Genomic DNA, 18,242 nt, shown 5'->3' on the forward strand with positions numbered 1-18,242 from the left:
GCAGCCCACCCACACCCCGCGATTCGGACCGCGCGGGCGCGGGGGGCCCGCCACCCCGCCCCCCCCGGCCAACTGGTGGGGGGCGGTGGCCGACGTCCGGGGCACCATCGAGGACCAGCGCGGACTGCCCGTCGCCGAACTCGCCACGCTCACCAGCAGCGACGGCACGATCGACCGGAACCGGCTGCCCGCCCGGGTCACCGTCCACGGGCCCGGCCAGGCGTGGCTGCACGTCGACGCCGACGTGCTGGTGCTGGCGGCATCCGCCTCCGCGGTCGACGAGGAGGCGGTGCCGGCGGTCCGGGCCGGCCTGGTGGTCGAGGGCGGAAACCTCAGCTGCACCCCACCCGCCCGCCGGTTGCTGCGCGAGGCCGGCCACACCGTCCTGCCGGACGTGGTCGTCAACGTCGGCGGAGCGGCGGCGACCGGGTGCGTGCTCGCCGGGCTGGCCCCGTCCGACCTGCCGCTCCCGCAGTTGTCCGCGTGGCTGCGCGAGTGGGTCTCCAGCAGGATCGCCCGGAACTGCGAGCTGGTGCAGGAGCTGAGCGCCTCGGGCAGCGCCGATCCGGTCGCGCAGCTCCTCGGTTCGCGCGGAGCCCCGGCCGGCGCCTCCGAACCGGAGGTACCGGCCGAGCCGTGACCCGCCGGGAGGACGCCCCCTCGCGGCTCCACTCGAACGTGGCTCCACTCGAACGTGGCTTCACTCGAAGCGGACCGCGCCCCCTTCGTGGTTGCTAGCCTCCCGGGATGACCGCGACATTCGACGAAGCCGTCCGCGCCCGGCTGCGGGCACCCAACATCTGGTACGTCGGCACCGTGTTCGCCGACGGAGCACCGCAGGTCAGCCCGATGTGGGTGGATCTGGAGGGCGAGGGGGAACTGACGTTCAACACCTCGGTGGGGCGGGTGAAGGAGGAGAACCTCCGTCGCGACCCGCGCGTCTACCTCTCGCACGCGGACGCCACCGATCCCTTCGACCGCGTGCAGATCAGTGGCGTGGTGGCCCGCTTCGTCGAGGGTGAGGAGGCGCACGACCGGATGGACCGGCTGGCCCGCAAGTACCTGGGCGTCGAGCGCTACGAGTGGACCATGCCGGGTGAGCAGCGGGTCGCGGTGATCGTGCGCCCGCTCAAGGTGCGGCACATCGTCGGGGTGGAGCGCTTCCGTCCCGGCGGGCCCGTCCCTGCCCCTGCCCCTGCCCCTGCCCCTGCCCCTGCCCCTGAGTAGTGCTCCTGCCCTCGCCGCCTTCGCCTCATCAGCGACTCATCAGCGACCGAAGCGACCGAAGCGACTCAAGGTTGGCGGTCAGTGCGCGCATGCGCGGCCGGCCGCGCATGAACCCGGCTCCACTCATCAGGCCTCATCAGGCCCCTCGGGATCGATCATCTAGGCTGGCGCGGTGACTGATGAGCAGGAGCGGGTGCAGCCGTCGGGAGTTTGGGCCACGGCGGTGGGGGTGGCCAGGGTGCGGGCGCTGGAGACCGAGCGGGTGGACGCGTTGTTCCGCGACCCACTGGCCCAGGCCTTCGCCACCGCCGGCGGCCTGTGGCCCTCCTCGCCACCCCCCGCTGACGAGGCCGCGCGCCGCCGTCGGCTGGCCGTGTCGTACTCCATCGTCATCAGGACGAAGTTCCTCGACGACCTGTTGCAGCAGGCCTCCGCGTCCGGGGTCCGGCAGGTCGTGCTGCTCGGCGCCGGCATGGACAGCCGCGCCTTCCGGATGGACTGGCCCGAGGGCACCCGGCTGTTCGAGGTCGACACCGCCGCGCCACTGGACTTCAAGGCCTCGGTGCTGCGCCAGGAGCGGGCCGTCGCACGCTGCGAGCGGATCACCGTCGCGGCGGATCTGCGGGAGGACTGGCCGGCCGCGCTGGCCGCCGCAGGGCACGATCCGGCCGTGCCGACCGTGTGGATCGCCGAAGGACTGCTGATCTATCTGCCCGAGGACGCGGTGGAGCTGCTGCTGGCCCGGATCAGCGCGCAGTCGGCGGCAGGCAGCCGGATGGGGCTGACCTTGGGCTCGCGCGGCGTGATCGAGCGCTTCGGCGCGGACTCCGTACCGGGCTCGGCGGCGTCCATGTGGGTCTCGGAGATGCCCGACGACCCGGTGGACTGGCTGGCCGGGCACGGCTGGGAGGCCGACACTCACACCCTGCGCGAGCGCGCTGCCGCCTACGGCCGCCCGGTCAACACCCCGCCGCAGCGCGAGGAGCAGCCCGGCGGACTGGTCTCGGCGGTCCGCCGGTAGAGCGCCTCCCGGTTCCCCGGATCATCGATTCCAAGGGGGCCTGATCCACCCAACAGCCGCCCGAACGCTGCCACTTCACGTATGTGCGGGACCATGGCCGCCACGTCCAGCGCGTTCCGGCAAAGGGTTCGTCAACGGTCATTCCTGCGCTGCCGAATCCCGCAGGTGGCATGCCCACCGGGTCCGGCCGGACCGGCATTCGCCGTGGTCGGGAGGTGGAGGGGAGTTGGCGAAATCGTGTCCATGGCCGGTCCGGCCCCGTTGACCGCCGGTACGGCCGGGCGGTTGGCTCGCCCCGAGCCGGCCGGCGGGGGCGGGAGGCGGCACGGCCCGAGGCAAGGGGAGGACGGTTCAGGTGGAACGGACGAACGCGAGGACCCGCGGCCGGTGGGCGGTACGGGCCGGCAGCGTGCTGGCGGCCGCACTCCTGGCCGCCACCACGGCCCAGGTCCGGGCCCAGGCCGCGCCGCTCCCGGGGGGCACCGTCACGGTGAACGTCGCCCCTGACGGCACCCCGGCCGACGACTGGTCGGAGCCGCTCGGCCTGAGCGCCGACGGCCGCTACGCCCTCTTCACCTCGCTGGCCGCCAACCTGGTGCCCGGCGACACCAACCGCCTGTACGACGTGTTCGTCCGCGACCTGTGGACCGGGCGCACCGAGCGGGTGAGCCTGGCCGACGACGGCAGCCAGCTCGACGGCTCGACCAACCAGGCGGCGATCAGCGCCGACGGCCGGTACGTGGCCTTCAGCACGAACGCCACCGACGTCATCCCGGGACGGCACGGCGACGGCCGGTTCGACGTCTACGTCCGCGACCGCTGGACCGGCCGCACCGAACCGCTCACCGCGGGCACCGGCGCCGGCAACTCGCTCGACCCGGCGATCAGCGCCGACGGCCGGTACGTCGCGTACACCTCGGACCGCGCCGACCTCGCCCCCGGCACCCGGCCCGGCGTCCAGAACATCCACCTGACCGACCGCCGCACCGGCACCACCCGCCTGGTCAGCACCGGCCGCGACGGCACCGCCGCCGACGGCGGCTCGGTCGAGCCCTCACTCAGCGCGGACGGCCTGACCGTCGCCTTCCGCTCCAAGGCGACCAACCTGCTGCCGACCGCGCCCACGACGGCCACAACAGCCACGACGGCCACGACCGCCACCAAGCCCCCACCCGCACGGCAGCTCTTCCCGCTCTACACCTACGACGCGCGCACCGGCCGGATCCAGGGCGCCAGCATCGACGCCACCGGCACCCTGCGCGACGCCGCCAAGGCCGGACGCCTCAGCCCCGACGGCCGCTTCGCCCTCTTCCGCGTCTTCGAGCGCGAGCAGGACACCGTCCAAGTCCGCCTCTACGCCCGCGACCTGCGGACGGGCACGGTGACCACGGTCTCCGCCGTCGACTCCCAGCCCGCCGTCATGACCGCCGACGACCGCTGGGTCTACTTCGCCTCCGACTCCGCCGCCCTCGTCCCCGGCGACACCAACGGCGTCGCGGACGTCTTCCGCCGCGACCTGTGGACCGGCCGGATCGAACGCGTCAGCACGGCGGCCGACGGCAGCCAACGGCCCGGCGCCTCCACCGCCCCCAGCGTGGACGCCCTCGGCACGACGGTCCTGTTCAGCACCCTGAACGGCACCGGCGTGGAGCTCCTGGCCCGCCGCCTGCCGCCACTCTGACTTCGGTCGAACTCCCCTCTCCGGCACTCCCGATGACGGCGACGGTGCAACGCGCCGGAGAGGGTCCAATTCGGTTGAGCGGCCGACACAGCTCTGGTAGCAATGTGACATGATACAAGGACTCAAGGTCGCCCTTCGCGCGCGCCACGAAAGCGACGTCGCCGTTCTGCAGACCGAGCTGTACGACGACGTCGCCACCCGCTCCCGGGCCGACACCCGCCCCTGGCGGCCCATCTCGCCGGGCACGGCAGACTCCCCCTACGCGCCGACCCCGCCCTCGGAGGACGCGTCCTGCTTCTCCGTACTGGAGCTGGCCTCAGGGGAGTTGGCCGGGGAGGCCGTGCTCTGGGGCATCGACACCCACAACCGCACAGCCCACCTCGGGATCGCCCTGCGCCCCGGCCTGCGCGGCCGGGGCCTGGGCACCGATGTGGTCAGGGTGCTCTGCCAGTACGGCTTTGCGATACGCGGCCTGCACCGGCTGCAACTGGAGACCCTCGCCGACAACACCCCGATGATCGCGGCCGCCCGCAGGGCCGGCTTCACCCTGGAGGGAACCCTCCGCCGATCCGCCTGGGTGTGCGGCGAGTTCGCGGACGAGGCCGTCCTCGGGCTCCTCGCCGACGAGTGGAGGCCATGAGGCTCGCCGCAGCACCGCCCTACCAGTCGCGGACGGATTCGCAGCCCTCGATCAGGCCGTCGCCGGCCCAGGCCAGATCGGCTTCCGACTCGGCTGCAGCCTCGGTGATGATGGCGCCGAGCGCGTCGTAGAGCTCTTCGCGCTCAACGGTCTCGATGAATCCGGCGCGCGCGTCGAGCTCGTTGAAGGCTTCGCCGAACTGCTCCCCGAGCTCGACGAGCCTCGGCGTCAGGACCTCCGCCGGCTCCCCCGAAGCCAGCGCAGCCAGCACCGCGCGCCGCGTCGCCCTGTACTGCGCCAGCGCCTTCTTGTAGACCGCGGCGCTGATCTGCTCGCGGCCGTCCCAGTTCCGGAGCGGATTGTTGAGGTTCTCGGCGAGCCACTGGGGCTTGCGGGGCTTGGCGACCCTGAGGTAGACGCCCTGGCGCTCCTCGGGCCGCCAGAGCCTCCTCATCGCCGTCGCATACTCCGCGGGGACACTGACCAGTTCCAACTCCTCCAGCGCCGGAACACGCCCCGGCAGGAGGCAGTCCGCCTCGACCATCCCGAAGACGTCGGAGAGCCTGAGGTGCTTCAGCGAAGTCAACTCGTTGAGGCTCGATGCCGATGACAAGGTCACCGGCCCGCTGAGCGTCAGGCCGGTCAGCGCGGGATACCGCTCGACGAGCCGCGCACAGTCCAGCGATTCCACAGCCCGAACCGTCAGCCGACGCGTCTCCTCGTCAGGATCTGCGGGCCCCGCGGGAGAGTCGTTCAACTCAGCGCCGGTGATGCTCTTCGCCCACGGGTCACGCCACTGCGACTCGTCGCCCTGCCGTCGGCGCCGCGCCAGGGCCAGATCGAGCCCCATGCCCCACCCGAACGCGTAGCTGCTCGGCGGCTGGCCGTGCAGCAGCGGCAGCGTCCCGATGACCTTGCAGCTCCGAGGGAGCACCCACTCGTAGTGGCAATGCGACAGACCGAGAGAACCCCAGAGCGGCACGACGTCGCCGAGCTCCGCCACGGACACCGGCTCCGGACCGGACCAGTCGAGGTGCAGGACGCCCGCGCGCTGGTGGTCCGGGTCCAGATTGGTGATCTGTGCCGCTGTCCACTCGCCGAGGTACTCGGAGAACGCCGCGACGACATCGCCCGGGACGATGGGCCTGGGAGGTGCTGATTCCTTGACAGTAGCCATGCCCCGCACACTATTCGGCACCACCCACAACGACGTCCGCATCGTTTCGCGGGGGCCTTGCCAGACACTACGGTCACCGTACTATGGTGTGGGACGTGAAGAACAAACGCTCCATGCAGGAGCCGACCTTCCTGCTCCTCACCGCTCTGGCCGACCGGCCCCGGCACGGCTACGCGCTCGGGGACGAGGTCGCCGCGATCTCCGAAGGCCGGGTACGGCTCGGCGCCGGCAGCCTGTACGGCACCCTCGACCGGCTCCTGGCCGAGGGACTGATCCGCGTCGAGCGCGAGGAGACGGTGGACGGGCGCCCCCGGCGCGTGTTCGCCCTCACCCCGGACGGTGAACAGTCGCTCAGGAACGAGGCCGAACGCCTGCGCTCCGCACTGCGCGAGGCCGACCGGCGCCTGACCCAGACCTGGACCCGTCCCGCAGGAGGCACGGCATGACCTCGAAGCACCCCTTGAACACGCGCCTGCTGCAACGGGCCCTCCAGCTGTACCCGGCCTCCTACGGCGCCGGTGCACTCGCGGAGGTCGCCGACCTCGCCCAGCACCGGATCGCCGGCTCCGGCTCCGCGACGGGACTGCGCGAGGTAGCCGACGTCGCCGGGCACGGGGCCCGGCTCCGACTGGGCATGGTCTCCCACCAGCCGCCGGGCCGGGCGTTCGCCACCGCGGCGCCGCTCGCCGCGATGCTGGCCGGAACGTACGCGGCGACCTACCTGTGGCGGAACCTGCGGCTCGCCATCAGCCCCGAGTCCCCTGGCTTCCCCGCCGGAGCCCCGGCGGGAGGCGCGATCCTGGCGGCGACGTCGCTGCTCGTCCCCGCTGTGCTGACGGCGTGCGCGGTCCTGGCCGGCCGCTGGTCGGCCGCACGGGCCCTGGCCCTGGTGTCGCTGGTACTGGCACCGCTGTTCTACGCCATGTGCCGCCTCGGGCTGCTCGACCTGGACTTCCGCACCGCGGCCGAACTCGGCCTCGGCCCCCGGGGGTTCGGGCTGATCGCGCTCAACACCCTCGTCCTCCTGGTCGCCCCGCCGGACCGGACCCGCAGGACCGGTGCCGGGCTCTGGCTGGTCGCCGCCATGGTCACGGCCCTGGGCATCGGCGCCACGATCACCGGCGAGTCCGCCGAGCGGCTCCTCACCTCCGGCTTCGGCACCTGGGCCCCGCTCGCCACCGGCGCCGCCCTGGCCTTCACCGCCCGGACGGCCGGGAACGCGGCCCTGGCCGCGACCGTCCTGGCGGCACCGCCCGTACTCACCCCCGTACTCCTCGGCGGCCACGCGTCGGTCGCGGCAATGGTGCCTCAGCTCCTCATCCCGTCCGCCTTCGGCTACCTGACGGCCCGAAGCGCGATCCTCCTCATCGGCCGCCTCCCCCGACGGGGCCGCCTCTCCCGCCCCTGACCGGCTCCGCGCCCCTCTCCCCCGGGGTGAGCCCAGCCGGCCGGAACTCGGCGAAGGCCCGCGAGCCGAGGCGCTGCAACGATGCCGGTAGGTCCGGACATCGGCCTGTCGGAACAGCCGTTGCGCTCACGGCTCCGACAGGCCGATGTCGAGGCGCTCGCCCTGGAACTGACGGCCCACCGAGGTACCACCACCCGACTCCCTCCGCGACCGGGGCGACCGGACGTGACGGCGAGTTCCGCGGGCGGCCACTGCGTGACCGACCACCGGCACCACCCGGGTCGAACCGAGCGTCGCCCGCGTGGTCAGTTCCTCGACACTGGTCACCGTGTACCTCCGACCACGACGGGCGGCGAGGCGGCGATGTCAGCCCGGGCGCATACGCTGTCGCGACGGAACGGGGATCGTGGCACTGGAGGCGGCATGTCCTTGACCTGGCTGGAGACGGAGGGCGGCCCGTTCATCGTGGTTCCACGCGACGCCCTGTCGCACTGGTCGGGAACGGAGGGCGACTACGACCGAGCCTGCGAAGTGGTGGAGCTCGTCGGTGTCCTCGACCTTCCGGAGGGAGCCGAGGCGCTCGTCCTCGGGGACGAACCGATGTCCACCGCCTACCTCCCCGAGCACCGAGTCCTCGTCCGCTGGTGCTATGCGGAGAGCGAGGAAGGTGTCGCCGACCTCGTTCTGGCCGGGCTTCCCACCGCCGAGTGGGAGAAGGGACCCGTGCTGAGGACCACGGGCGAGCTCGTCATGTTCGACGCCGCCTACTTCGGCACCGAGGTCGGGACGCTCGCGGACAGCACCGTTCTCGATCTCGGCGCCGGCCGCCACCGGGTGGACTCGGCGAGCATCGAGCCCGACCACCTCACGTGCTTTCGCGTCCACCGATTCGTCGAGCTGACCTGACCAGTCGTTTGCTCCACTGCTCCGCTGCTCCTGGCTGAGGCGGGCCGGCCGCGGATGGACACGGCCGCAGCGCCCGGGCCCGGCCGGGTGTCAGGGGTGGTAGTCGGTGAGGGTGTGGGTGGGGGTCCAGCCCTGGGTGCGGGCGCGGGTGAGGTCGAGGACGACGCTGCGGGTGAGGAGGTCGACGGTGTAGGGGGTGAGGCCGGGGATGCGGGTGGTGCGGGCGGCGAGGCGGGCGAGGGGTGCGGGGAGGTGGGCGATGCGGGCGGGGAGGCGGTGGGCGGTGAGGACGTGGCGCAGCGCGTCGTCGCGGCGGTAGGGGGTGGCGTCGGCGATGTTGTAGGCGCCGGGCGGCCAGGGCGGGGTGCCGGTGAGGCCGAGGGCGGACAGGCAGGCGTCGGTGAGGTTGGCGACGGCGGTGAGGCTGAGCGGGATGTCGCGGCCGGGCAGCGGGAGCAGGCCGTGCCGGGCGCGGGCGAGCAGTTGGGGGACGAGGTGGGGGTCGCCGGGGCCGTAGACGGCGCGGGGGCGCAGGACGACGGCGCCGGCCGTGAGGGCGAGGCGTTCGGCGGCGGCTTTGGTGCGGCCGTAGGCGTTGAGGTGGCCGGCGGCGGTGGGGTGGTCCTCGGTGACGGCGGGGGCGATACGGGAGGTGCGGGCGGCGGCGCGCGGGTCGTAGACGCTGGCGCTGCTGACGTGCACGAGGGGGCGGCCAGCGGCCGCGCGCAGGGCGCGTTCGGTGCCGGTGACGTTGACGGCGTGCTGGTGGGCTTCGGCGGGATCGCCCGGGGGCAGGTCGGCGACGGCGGCGGCGCAGTGGACGACGAGGTCGGCGCCGGTGAAGTCGGGGTCGCCCTCGGTGGCGTCCCAGGGGCGGTGGTGGCCGACCGGGCCGGGGCGGCGGCCGTGGCAGGAGACTTCGAGGCCCAGGGCGGCGGCGGTGCGGGCGAGGTGGGCGCCGCAGAAGCCGGTGGCGCCGGTGATGGCGAGGTGCATCAGGATCTTCCCCGTCGGACGGTGAGTTCGGCGTAGCCGGGCAGGGCGCTGCGGCGGTCGACCCGGGCGCGGGTGACGACCGGGTGGTGGGGGGCGAGCGCCAGGAGGAGGTCGGCGAGCAGGGCGCGGGCCAGGCCGGCTCCGGGGCAGGCGTGCGGGCCGGCGCCGAAGACGGCCTGGGTGGCGGCTGGATCGTCGGCCGGGCCGCGGCGGTGGGCCCGGGCGGCGTGCCGGGCGACCAGGACCAGCCGGTCGCCGGCCCGTACGGGGTGCCCGGCGAGGGTGGTGTCGGCGGCGGCGACCCGGGGCAGCAGCGGGGACGGGGCGGTCAGGCGCAGGAGTTCGGCGGCGAGGCGGGGTGCGGTCGTCTCGCTCACGGTCGGCCAGAGCCCGGCGTCGGCGCACCAGGCGACGGCGCGGGGCAGGGCGGCGACGGTGGTGTTCACGGCGGCGACGGCCACCATGGCGTCGCGTGCGTCGCGGGCGTCGGGCGCGTCGGGCAGCAGGGCGGCGAGCCGGGCGGCGGCGTCGACCGTGGCGGCGGCCGCGTCCGGGCCGCGGCGGCGGGGGCCGGGGAGGTGGTCGCGGGCGGCGTGGGCGGCGACTTCGGCCGCGGCGTGGGCGAGGCGGTGCGGGCAGGACTGCGCGCCGGTCAGGGCGGCGGCCGTGACACCGGCCAACTCACGTGCCAGTGCCACGAGTTCGATCTCGCCCGCGGCCAGGCCCGGGATCCGCTTCGCGAGCACGGCCTGCCAGTGCGGGCGGATCCGTTGCTGTGCGGCGGTGTCGAGGCCGCCGGCCAGGGCGCGGCGGGCGTTGCGGTGTTCGGCGCCGTCCTGGTCGAACAGCAGTCCGCCGTCGGTGAGTTCGGCCGCCGCGCCGCCGGTGGTGCCGGGTGCGGTGCGGTCCAGCGGGACCTTGGTGAGCGCTTCGCGGTAGGCCTCGGTGCCGTGCACCAGCACGGTGCGGCCGAGCCGGACCACCGGGCGGCGGCGGGTGGCGGCGAGCAGGGCGAAGAGCAGGGGGTGGCTGCGCAGGTAGACCCGGCGGTCCCGGCGGCGGGCCCGGCGGGCGGCGGCGGGTGGGGTCGTCGGTGCGGGCGGCGGCGGGGGTGTCCGTGCGCTCACCGGTGCGGACGTCGGTGCGGTCATGGGGTCGGTCACCGGGCCAGCTCCCGTGCGCAGTGCGCGGCGGCCGCCGCCCGGTCGGGCTTGCGGGAGCGGCCCGCGAGCGGGACCTCGCCGAACAGGACGGCGTCCGGCCGGGCCGCTGCCATCCGGTCGAGCGGCCCGCGCAGGGCCTCGCGCAGGCGCCGCGGGTCGGTGCCCGGCGCCGGCTGGACGAGGGCGACCAGCCGCTCGTCGCCGTCCCCGGCCGGAACGCCGACCAGGACGGCGAGTTCGACACCCGGCAGGTGCAGCGCCGGTTCGTACAGGCCGGGGTAGATGTTCTCGGCGCGGCGCAGCACCATGTCCTTGAGGCGGCCGGCGAGGACGATCCGTCCGTCGGGGGTGAGGGCTGCGCGGTCGCCGGTGCGCACCCAGGGGTCGGGGTCCTCGCCGAGGTAGCGGTGGCGGGCGCCCGGGCCGGTGAGCAGCAGTTCACCGCCGGTGGCGATCCGGGCGCGGACGCCGGGCAGGGGGACTCCGACCAGGTCGCCGTCCCCGTCGTGGGCGCTCTTGTCCGCCTCCTCGACGGCGGCGGCCGGGAACAGTTCGGTGAGCGCGTAGACGCTCCAGGCCTGGTGGGCGCCGGACTGTTTGACCCGGCGCAGCAGGGCGGCGTCGGCGGGGGCGGAGCCCGTCCAGACCCGGCCGGTGAAGCGGGCACCGGCGGCGAGGGCGGCGCGCAGTTGCGGTGGGGTGAGGTAGGTGTGGGCGGGGTCGAGCCGGGCGAGTTGGCGGCCGAGCGCGGCGGGGCGGCGGGCGGGCAGCACGACGGCGGCGCCCGCGGCGAGGGCCGGGACGAGGACGAAGAACGTCCCGCCGAGGACGACCGTCCCGGGGCGCGGGTCGACCAGGTCGGCGACGGTGCGCAGCCCTGCGGCCAGCCCGTCCCGGGTGTGGACGACGGCGCGCGGGCGGGCGGTGGTGCCCGAGGTGAAGACGATCACCGCGTCCGTTTCCGGGCCGCCGTCAGGCCGGGCGGGCGGGGTCGCGCCGGCAGGGCGCAGGTGCGGCGCGCAGCCGGGCAGGCGGCGGCCCAGGGTGGCGACCGGCCCGAGCGCGGTGAGGCGGGGCAGGGCGAGGTCGGCGCGGCGGGCGAGCGGCCCGGCCCAGCCGGCCACCGCCTGGGCGGCGGCGTCGGCGAGGACGAGATCGGGGCGGGCCAGGGTGAGCCGGGCGGCGAGCACGTCGGGCCCTGCGGTCGGGTCGAGGACGGCGATGCGCAGGCCCAGCCGGTGCGCGGCGAGCATGACGGCCAGTGCGCGTGGCCCGGGCCGGACGGCGACGCCGACGGTGTCGCCGGGGCCGAGGCCGTGGGCGTGCAGCGCGGCGGCGTAGCCGTCGGCCAGGTCGGCGAGTTCGCCGCGGCGGATCACCGGGCGGACGGTGCCCAGGCGGGTGTGGCGCAGGACGGCGGGCCGGTCGGGGTGGTCGGTGCGCAGGGCGTGGGTGAGCCGGTCGAGCATGGCGGGGTCCTTCGGCGGGCTGCGGCGCGGAACGGAGCGGGTCCGGTCGGGAAAGGGTCGGTAAGGAGCGCGGCGCGCGGGGCGCCGGGCGCACGGGGCGCGCGCGGGCTGTCAGCGCACGTCGACGGCGCGCGGCCCCGCGCCGCGCTCCAGGTACCAGCGCGCGGTGCCCACCACGCCGTACGCGCGGATGCGCCGGGTGGAGTTCTGCACCACCATGTCGCGGCGGCGCACCACCGCCGTGGTGTGCCGGCGGACCCTGTTGAGGAACGCCCGGTCGGTGGGTGAGGGCCGCCGGGGCATGCCGCCGACGGCGAGGTAGAGCTCGGCGGTGATCGCCATGTTGTTGCCCGCGTGCATCCGGTACGAGGTCAGGTAGCCGTGTCGGCGGCGGTGGGCGGGCCGGATCCGGCCGAAGAAGGCGCCGAGCGCGACCAGCACCAGGAACACCGCGCGCCCGGCCGGGCCGTGCTCGTCGTGGCGGGCGGTGACCCGGCCGCAGACCAGCCCGCCGGAGGCGACCAGCCCGGCGCGGGCCGCGGCCGTCCAACCGGGTTCGGGCAGGCAGTCGGCGTCGGTGCGGGCGAGCAGGGTGGCGCCGTGGGCGACGGCGTGCCGGAAGGCGGTGTCCACTGCGGAGCCGACGCCCTTCTCCGGCTCGACCACCACCTCGACCGGGAACGGCGCGTGGGCGGCGAAGGCGCGCGCCAGGGCGACGGTGCCGTCGGTGGAGCCGTTGTCGGCGACGAGCAGGGTGAAGTCGCGGTCGCGCTGGGCGGCGAGGGCGCGCAGCACGCCCTCGATCCGGGCCTCCTCCTGGTAGGCGGGGACCACCACCCACAGGTCGGTCCTCACGATGCCTCCCAGACCATGGTCATGAGGCTGACGCCGCCGCCGAGCCCGATCAGCAGCACCTTGTCGCCGGGCGCCAACGTGTCGCGTATTCGGTCGAGTTGCACGCCCAGCGTGGCACTGGCGACGTTGCCGAGTTCCGGCACCGTCAGGACCAGCTTCCCGGCCGGCACCCCGGTCAGCTCGACGAAGCGTTCCAGGTAGGGGATCGTCACCTGGTGCACCAGCACCCGGGCGTAGTCGTCCCAGCCGAGGCCGGTGCGGGCGGCGAGCCGGGCCAGGGCGGCAGGACCGATCTCCTCGAAGATGCCGCGCAGTTCCTTGCCGCCGCCCCGGAAGTAGCTGTACTCGTCGCCGCGCGGGTGGCGGGAGCCGCCGCCGGGGATGCCGCCGGCCGGCCAGTGCTCGGAGGCCGTCTCCGTCCCGACGTCGAGGATGCCGCCCCGCTCCACGGCCTCGACGACGACGGCCGCCCCGGCGTCGCCGAAGGTGTAGCCGGCGAAGCCGTCCCGGAACTCCGCCGGGGAGGACGGCGTGCGGAGCATGGCCCGGCTGGGCGTCTCGCCGGTGACGACCAGGGCACGCCGGGCCCGGCCGGCCAGAATCATCGCGCGGGCCAGGTCGATCCCGTTGAGGAAGCTGTTGCAGGCGTTGCTGACGTCCAACGCATGTGCACGGGTGACGAGTTCGGCCTGCACGATGTGGGCGGTGGCGGGCTCGCACACGTCCCGGGTCGCGGAGGCGAACAGCAGCAGGTCCACGTCCTGCGGGCGCAGCCCCCGGGCGGCGAGGGCGCGCCGGGCGGCGCCGACCGCGAGGGTGGAGGCGTACTCGCCGTCGGCGGCGAAGTGCCGGGTGCGGATGCCGGTCGCCTTCTCGAACATCCGCTCCGGCAGGGCGAGTCGGCCACCGGCGGTGACCTCGTCCTGGAGCTGCTGGGAGGTGAGCCGACGGGCCGGCAGGTGGGAGCCGACGGCGGTGATGCCGATCCTCGGTGTTGCTGCTGGGTGCATGCCCCCATGCTCCGGCGGCACGGCCGGGTCGGCCTGAGTACGGGTACTCAGGCCGGCCCGCCGGGCTACCCGATCACGTCTGTGCAGCTGGACGAGGGACGGTTCCCGGCACTCCGGCACCTGCAGCACCTGCGGTGCCGTCACCGGTCCGGGTGGCTCCTCGCCGCACGGACCGACCAACTTCGCGTTACAGCCCCGCCGAGACCCCGAGCCCTGTCATGATCGGCACGTTGCGTCTCGTAGATCCTCGATCCTCGGAAAACCAGGAGTGGCTGTGGCAGAGCGGCAGAACGGCACGGTGAAGTGGTTCAACGACGAGAAGGGCTACGGCTTCATCACCCCGGAGTCCGGAGCGGACCTGTTCGTTCACTTCCGGGCGATCCAGGGAAGCGGCTTCAAGTCCCTGGTTGAGGGCCAGAAGGTGACCTTCGTGGCGGTCCAGGGCCAGAAGGGGCTCCAGGCCGACGAGGTCCAGGTGGCGGAGTAGAAGCAGTTCCTCCCCTTCCTCCCTCGAACCCCGGGCCCCGGTCCGAACGGGAGATGCGGGAGATCAAGTCCTGGGCGGCCTCCGTTCGATCGGGGCCGCCCAGGCCGTTCTGGACGTTCTGGACGTTCTGGACGGCTCGCCGGGCGGTCAGCCGCCCGACGTCTCGACGGTCACCGCGACTGAGCGGTCCCGGAGGGCGGCGGCGGTGAACTCCACTTCGACGAGCGTGCCCGCCAGACCAGCCGTCTTCAGCTCAACGGCCATCGCCCGTGCCTGCGCCAGTGCCAGCCCGTGGGCCTCGCGCAGGGCTCGCAGCACCGGGACGAGGCTCAGCTCGGGCTGTACGAGGTGAAGGCGCGCCAGTCCGTGCTCCGCCAGTAGCGCCTGGCGGATCTCCTCGGGTGTCGGCCCGCCGTCGTCCTCCTCGCACCAGGCCGCAGAGCAGGTCCGGCAGGAGGCCTCGGTACCCCAGCACAGCCGTCCGCGGTCCAGGAACTGGCCGACATCGCGGACCAGCGCACCGCCGCAGTCCGCGCATTGTGTCGTGATCTTCGCACCCTGAGTGATCATCAGACTCCCCGCCGTCGCTCGTCGTTGCGCGGATCGTCCCGCATCTACGCGTGCCCGTCGACCATCGACCGTCGTTCCTCGGCGAGGCCTCAGCCGCGCCGGGTGCCGCCTGGCCGGTTGCGGTGGCGGCCGACGGTGCCGACGCGTTTGAGGGTCCGGACGATCGGGGCGGTCTCGACCGTGTCGACGCCCGGGAGGGCGCCGAGACGGTCGGTCAGGTAGTCGTACAGGTACTCGTCGTCGGGGCAGAGGACGGCGGCGAGGAGGTTGGTCCGCCCCGTGGTGGCTGCGGCGTAGGCGACTTCGGGGTGTTCGGCCAGGGCTGCGCCGACGGCGGCGAGGTGCGAGGGCCGCACCGACATCCAGATCGCGGTGGTGGTCGGGCTGCCCAATAGCCGCTCGTCGACGTCCACGACGAAGAAGAGCGCTCCGGCCGCGCGCAGGTGGGCGATCCGGCGGCGCACCGTCGACTCGTGGCAGCGGCCCTCGGCGGCCAGCGCCGCGTACGTCGTACGGCCGTCGCGGGCCAGGGCGGCGAGCAGCGTGTGGTCGAGGTCGGTGAGCTCCAACGGCGACGGCGACGACGACAGCCGCCCATCGGGGGGCGGGAACGTTGGGGGTGGGACGGCAGGAGGCGGGAACGCGGGGGCGAGCGCGTCCCGCTGGTCCTGGTCCAGCTCGCAGGTCAGGGCGCCCCAGGTGGTCGGGCCGCCCTTGAACAGCCGCAGCACGCGCTGCGCGGTGATCGAGGTGACCCCCGGGAGCCGATCGAGCAGGTGCACCGGCGCGTCCTGGGCGCGGTCCCGGTGCGCCACCAGATGGCAGATGATCTCGGTGGCGCCGGAGGCGACCTGGACCCACCGCGTGTCCTCCCGCGCGGCCAGGGCCCGGGCCAGGCCGAGCGACGCGCCGGGGGCGGACTGCAACCGCAGCGCCCACACGGTCTGCCCGACCGGCCGGGGGTTGAGCCTGCCGATGACGCGCAGCCCGGCGCTCTCGCACAGCGCGGCGTAGCGGCGGGCGACGACCTGCTCGGAGACGCCCAGCACCGAGGCGATCCGACGCAGGGGGGCGCGCCCGTCGATCTGGAGGGCGTGGATCAGCCGGAGATTGAGGGATTCCACGGATCCAGACCCTACCCGGGGCGGTATCCGGCACGCACGCCCGGACTCGTTGCGCCCGCTCGCGGCCGATCCGGATCATCGGTGCGCAGGCCGACGCGGCACCTGTCCGCGCGGAACTGCGATCCCCGTGGCGGCCGCGCCGCGGCTCGGCCGCCACCCGCGAGGAAGAGGAGGAGGGGAGACCCGGGCACACCACCCGGCTCCCCGACGGCAGATGAGCGCATTCCGTGATCTTCGGCATTACATCGACCACCTGACCGAGGTCCTCGGGAAGGACGAAGTCCTCCAGATCGACGGCGCCGACCGGGACCTGGACATCGGAGGCATCACCGAACTGCTGGCGGAGCGGGAAGGCCCCGCCCTGATGTTCGACAACATTCCGGGATTCCCCACGGGGTACCGGGTGTTCACCAACTTCATGGGGACGCCCGCCCGCACCGCGGTGGCGCTCGGGCTGCCGCACGACACCGCCGAGCTCGACATCGTGCGGGCCTGGAAGGACCTCAGCAAGCGGATCGAGCCCGTTCCCCCCGTGGAGGTCGCCACCGGCCCGGTCCTGGAGAACGTCCTGGTCGGCGAGGACGTGGACCTCGGGATCTTCCCCACCCCGCGCTGGCACGACAGGGACGGCGGCCGCTACATCGGCACCGCCTGCATGGTGATCACCCGTGACCCCGACAGCGGCTGGGTCAACGTCGGCACCTACCGGGCCTGCGTCCAGGGCCGCGACCGGTTGTCGCTGTGGATGCTCGGCAACCGGCACGCCAAGGCGATCGCCGAGAAGTACTGGGCGCGCGGCCGGACCTGCCCGATCGCCGTGGTGGTCGGCCAGGACCCGATCCTGTCGACCGCCGCCGCGATCGCCGCACCGTCTGGGATGTCGGAGTACGACCTGGCGGGCGGGCTGCGCGGGGAGGGCGTCGAGGTCCTGTACGCGCCGGGCAGCGAGCTTCCGATCCCGGCGCACGCCGAGATCGTGATCGAGGGCGAACTGCCGCCGGTCGAGGAGGAGTCCGTCCTGGAGGGCCCCTTCGGGGAGTGGACCGGCTACTACACGCACTCGGGCCAGGAGACCGTCGTCCGGGTCACCCGGATCCTGCACCGCGACGACCCGATCATCCTGGGCGCACCGCCGATGCTGCCGACCATCCCGGCCGGCGACCAGGCCGTTCCGCTCTACTCGGCGTCGCTGACCTGGGACCACCTGGAAGCGTCCGGCGTGCAGAACGTCAAGGGCGTGTGGGCCTACGCCCGGCAGCTCCTGATGGTCGTCTCCATCGAGCAGACCGGCGCGGGGGACGCCATGCACGCGCTGCTGGCGGCGGCCGGGCGCAAGCGCACGGGCGGCATGGAACGGTACTTCGTCGTGGTCGACGAGGACATCGACATCACCGACATCAACCACGTGCTGTGGGCGATGTTCACCCGCGTCCACCCGACCGAGTCCATCCAGGTCCTGCGCGCGCCGACCACCGCCATCGACCCGCGGCTCGCACCCGACAAGCTCGCCGCCGGCGACCTGTCGATGGGCATCGTGCTCATCGACGCGTGCAAGCCGTTCGCGTGGAAGGACCGGTACCCGGCGGCCAACCGCGTCGACCAGGCCACCCGCGAGCGGCTGCGCGAACGCTGGGCGGGCGTCCTGGCGCTGTAGCCCGCCGGAGAGGGGAGGGGACGGTGCGCCCCTCCCTCACCCTCACCCTCCGGTCCTTCCCCCCTTCCCCCCTATGCCAGGAGCACATTGTGCCCGCCACACCCCCCACCACCCGCCTCGTCATCGGAGTCACCGGCGCCACCGGCGCCCCGATCGCCGCCCGCCTGCTACAGGTCCTGCGCGAGGCACCCCAGGTGGAGACCCACCTCGTCCTGAGCGCCTGGGCCCGCTCCACTATCGAGGTGGAGACGCCCTACAGCGCCCGGCACTTCGCCGAACTCGCCGACGTGACACACAAGTTCGGCGACCTCGGCGCCACCATCTCCTCCGGCTCCTACCCGGTCGCGGGGATGGCCATCGTCCCGTGCAGCATGAAGACGCTCGCGGCCGTCCGGCACGGCATGGCCGACAACCTCATCACCCGCGCCGCCGACGTCACCCTCAAGGAACGGCGCCCACTGGTCCTCGTGCCCCGGGAGACGCCCCTCAACGAGATCCACCTGGAGAACATGCTCGCGCTCTCCCGGATGGGCGTACGCATCGTCCCCCCGATGCCGGCCTTCTACGACACCCCGAACGGCATCAGCGACCTCGTCGACCACATCGTCATGCGCATCCTCGACCAGTTCGACCTCCCCGCAGGCACCGCCGACATCGCAGAACGCTGGCAGGGCCTGGCCGACACCCGCCACCACCACCCCGCCTCCTAGCGCCGCGCGGCACACCCGCCCGCTACGAAAAACCACAGCGCTGGGGGCCGCCCCCCCCCGGGGGGCGCCGCCCCCGCCGTGCCGGGACCCGGGGGGCTGGGGGGGGGGACCCCGGGAAAGGCGCAGGGGGGGGCGGGGTGGAGC

Annotated in this window: 18 protein-coding genes and 1 pseudogene; 11 read left to right on the plus strand and 8 right to left on the minus strand. The window is 74.1% G+C overall.

Annotated features, from left to right (window positions below; all coding sequences use genetic code 11):
- From ACFV6I_RS07735 to ACFV6I_RS07755, 5 genes and pseudogenes are all read left to right on the plus strand, one after another.
- Positions 1-640, plus strand: a pseudogene (locus ACFV6I_RS07735) (hypothetical protein); the annotation flags it as partial.
- Positions 641-747: 107 nt separating this feature from the next.
- Positions 748-1,227, plus strand: coding sequence for a TIGR03618 family F420-dependent PPOX class oxidoreductase (locus ACFV6I_RS07740; protein ID WP_380423884.1), 480 nt, complete (start codon positions 748-750; stop codon positions 1,225-1,227).
- A gap of 172 nt (positions 1,228-1,399) precedes the next feature.
- Positions 1,400-2,248, plus strand: a complete 849-nt coding sequence (locus tag ACFV6I_RS07745; protein ID WP_380423885.1) for a class I SAM-dependent methyltransferase — start codon at positions 1,400-1,402, stop codon at positions 2,246-2,248.
- Between the two features lie 355 nt (positions 2,249-2,603).
- Positions 2,604-3,929, plus strand: a complete 1,326-nt coding sequence (locus tag ACFV6I_RS07750; RefSeq protein ID WP_380423886.1) for a hypothetical protein — start codon at positions 2,604-2,606, stop codon at positions 3,927-3,929.
- 109 nt (positions 3,930-4,038) lie between these two features.
- Entirely contained in the window at positions 4,039-4,569 is a 531-nt protein-coding gene (locus tag ACFV6I_RS07755; protein WP_380423887.1) for a GNAT family N-acetyltransferase, read from the plus strand.
- Positions 4,570-4,588: 19 nt separating this feature from the next.
- Here ACFV6I_RS07755 and ACFV6I_RS07760 read toward each other — a convergent pair whose 3' ends face one another.
- On the minus strand, positions 4,589-5,746 hold the full coding sequence (locus tag ACFV6I_RS07760; RefSeq protein ID WP_380423888.1) for a hypothetical protein: 1,158 nt from the start codon (positions 5,744-5,746) through the stop codon (positions 4,589-4,591).
- A 113-nt stretch (positions 5,747-5,859) separates the two neighbouring features.
- Between ACFV6I_RS07760 and ACFV6I_RS07765 the strand changes: the two genes are divergently transcribed.
- The 3 genes from ACFV6I_RS07765 to ACFV6I_RS07775 all read left to right on the plus strand — a co-directional run bounded on the left by ACFV6I_RS07765 (position 5,860) and on the right by ACFV6I_RS07775 (position 8,060).
- A complete protein-coding gene (locus ACFV6I_RS07765) occupies positions 5,860-6,192 on the plus strand; it encodes a PadR family transcriptional regulator (protein WP_079136622.1) in 333 nt (110 codons plus the stop codon).
- The gene (locus ACFV6I_RS07770) at positions 6,189-7,154 is read left to right on the plus strand and encodes a hypothetical protein (protein ID WP_380423889.1); all 966 of its coding nucleotides are present in this window, start codon (positions 6,189-6,191) and stop codon (positions 7,152-7,154) included. Before ACFV6I_RS07765 ends, ACFV6I_RS07770 begins: the two co-directional genes overlap by 4 nt.
- 423 nt (positions 7,155-7,577) lie before the next feature.
- Positions 7,578-8,060, plus strand: a complete 483-nt coding sequence (locus ACFV6I_RS07775) for an Imm21 family immunity protein (protein ID WP_380423890.1) — start codon at positions 7,578-7,580, stop codon at positions 8,058-8,060.
- 90 nt (positions 8,061-8,150) lie between these two features.
- On the opposite strand, the gene ACFV6I_RS07780 is transcribed toward ACFV6I_RS07775, so the two are convergent.
- The 5 genes from ACFV6I_RS07780 to ACFV6I_RS07800 all read right to left on the minus strand — a co-directional run bounded on the left by ACFV6I_RS07780 (position 8,151) and on the right by ACFV6I_RS07800 (position 13,553).
- Entirely contained in the window at positions 8,151-9,056 is a 906-nt protein-coding gene (locus ACFV6I_RS07780) for an NAD-dependent epimerase/dehydratase family protein (protein WP_380423891.1), read from the minus strand.
- The gene (locus tag ACFV6I_RS07785; RefSeq protein ID WP_380423892.1) at positions 9,056-10,219 is read right to left on the minus strand and encodes a cytochrome P450; all 1,164 of its coding nucleotides are present in this window, start codon (positions 10,217-10,219) and stop codon (positions 9,056-9,058) included. The genes ACFV6I_RS07780 and ACFV6I_RS07785 overlap by 1 nt, the downstream gene beginning before the upstream one ends.
- Entirely contained in the window at positions 10,216-11,688 is a 1,473-nt protein-coding gene (locus tag ACFV6I_RS07790; RefSeq protein WP_380423893.1) for a class I adenylate-forming enzyme family protein, read from the minus strand. Before ACFV6I_RS07790 ends, ACFV6I_RS07785 begins: the two co-directional genes overlap by 4 nt.
- Positions 11,689-11,799: 111 nt before the next feature.
- Positions 11,800-12,543: a glycosyltransferase gene (locus ACFV6I_RS07795; protein ID WP_380340022.1), complete on the minus strand. Its 744-nt coding sequence runs from the start codon at positions 12,541-12,543 to the stop codon at positions 11,800-11,802.
- On the minus strand, positions 12,540-13,553 hold the full coding sequence (locus ACFV6I_RS07800; RefSeq protein WP_380423894.1) for a 3-oxoacyl-ACP synthase III family protein: 1,014 nt from the start codon (positions 13,551-13,553) through the stop codon (positions 12,540-12,542). Before ACFV6I_RS07800 ends, ACFV6I_RS07795 begins: the two co-directional genes overlap by 4 nt.
- 274 nt (positions 13,554-13,827) lie before the next feature.
- On the opposite strand from ACFV6I_RS07800, the gene ACFV6I_RS07805 reads away from it, so the two are divergent.
- Entirely contained in the window at positions 13,828-14,040 is a 213-nt protein-coding gene (locus ACFV6I_RS07805; RefSeq protein WP_063352293.1) for a cold-shock protein, read from the plus strand.
- Positions 14,041-14,187: 147 nt separating this feature from the next.
- Here ACFV6I_RS07805 and ACFV6I_RS07810 read toward each other — a convergent pair whose 3' ends face one another.
- Together ACFV6I_RS07810 and ACFV6I_RS07815 are read right to left on the minus strand one after the other, a co-directional pair.
- Positions 14,188-14,610: a hypothetical protein gene (locus ACFV6I_RS07810; RefSeq protein ID WP_380423895.1), complete on the minus strand. Its 423-nt coding sequence runs from the start codon at positions 14,608-14,610 to the stop codon at positions 14,188-14,190.
- 89 nt (positions 14,611-14,699) lie between these two features.
- Positions 14,700-15,734, minus strand: coding sequence for an Lrp/AsnC family transcriptional regulator (locus tag ACFV6I_RS07815; protein WP_079136513.1), 1,035 nt, complete (start codon positions 15,732-15,734; stop codon positions 14,700-14,702).
- 214 nt (positions 15,735-15,948) lie between these two features.
- On the opposite strand from ACFV6I_RS07815, the gene ACFV6I_RS07820 reads away from it, so the two are divergent.
- Positions 15,949-17,388 carry a UbiD family decarboxylase gene (locus ACFV6I_RS07820; RefSeq protein ID WP_063352296.1) on the plus strand — a complete coding sequence of 480 codons (1,440 nt, stop codon included), beginning with the start codon at positions 15,949-15,951 and terminating at the stop codon, positions 17,386-17,388.
- A gap of 89 nt (positions 17,389-17,477) precedes the next feature.
- The gene (locus tag ACFV6I_RS07825; RefSeq protein ID WP_380423896.1) at positions 17,478-18,098 is read left to right on the plus strand and encodes a UbiX family flavin prenyltransferase; all 621 of its coding nucleotides are present in this window, start codon (positions 17,478-17,480) and stop codon (positions 18,096-18,098) included.
- Positions 18,099-18,242: the final 144 nt, after the last annotated feature.

This window comes from Kitasatospora sp. NPDC059803, assembly GCF_042732255.1.
Taxonomy (GTDB): Bacteria; Actinomycetota; Actinomycetes; order Streptomycetales; family Streptomycetaceae; genus Kitasatospora.

Excerpts from the sequence above, each read along its gene's own strand:
- ACFV6I_RS07740 (WP_380423884.1), top strand. The coding sequence starts at position 748 with ATGACCGCGACATTCGACGAAGCCGTCCGCGCCCGGCTGCGGGCACCC.
- ACFV6I_RS07755 (WP_380423887.1), top strand. The coding sequence starts at position 4,039 with ATGATACAAGGACTCAAGGTCGCCCTTCGCGCGCGCCACGAAAGCGAC.
- ACFV6I_RS07760 (WP_380423888.1), bottom strand. The coding sequence starts at position 5,746 with ATGGCTACTGTCAAGGAATCAGCACCTCCCAGGCCCATCGTCCCGGGC.
- ACFV6I_RS07765 (WP_079136622.1), top strand. The coding sequence starts at position 5,860 with ATGCAGGAGCCGACCTTCCTGCTCCTCACCGCTCTGGCCGACCGGCCC.
- ACFV6I_RS07770 (WP_380423889.1), top strand. The coding sequence starts at position 6,189 with ATGACCTCGAAGCACCCCTTGAACACGCGCCTGCTGCAACGGGCCCTC.
- ACFV6I_RS07775 (WP_380423890.1), top strand. The coding sequence starts at position 7,578 with ATGTCCTTGACCTGGCTGGAGACGGAGGGCGGCCCGTTCATCGTGGTT.
- ACFV6I_RS07780 (WP_380423891.1), bottom strand. The coding sequence starts at position 9,056 with ATGCACCTCGCCATCACCGGCGCCACCGGCTTCTGCGGCGCCCACCTC.
- ACFV6I_RS07790 (WP_380423893.1), bottom strand. The coding sequence starts at position 11,688 with ATGCTCGACCGGCTCACCCACGCCCTGCGCACCGACCACCCCGACCGG.
- ACFV6I_RS07800 (WP_380423894.1), bottom strand. The coding sequence starts at position 13,553 with ATGCACCCAGCAGCAACACCGAGGATCGGCATCACCGCCGTCGGCTCC.
- ACFV6I_RS07810 (WP_380423895.1), bottom strand. The coding sequence starts at position 14,610 with ATGATCACTCAGGGTGCGAAGATCACGACACAATGCGCGGACTGCGGC.
- ACFV6I_RS07820 (WP_063352296.1), top strand. The coding sequence starts at position 15,949 with ATGAGCGCATTCCGTGATCTTCGGCATTACATCGACCACCTGACCGAG.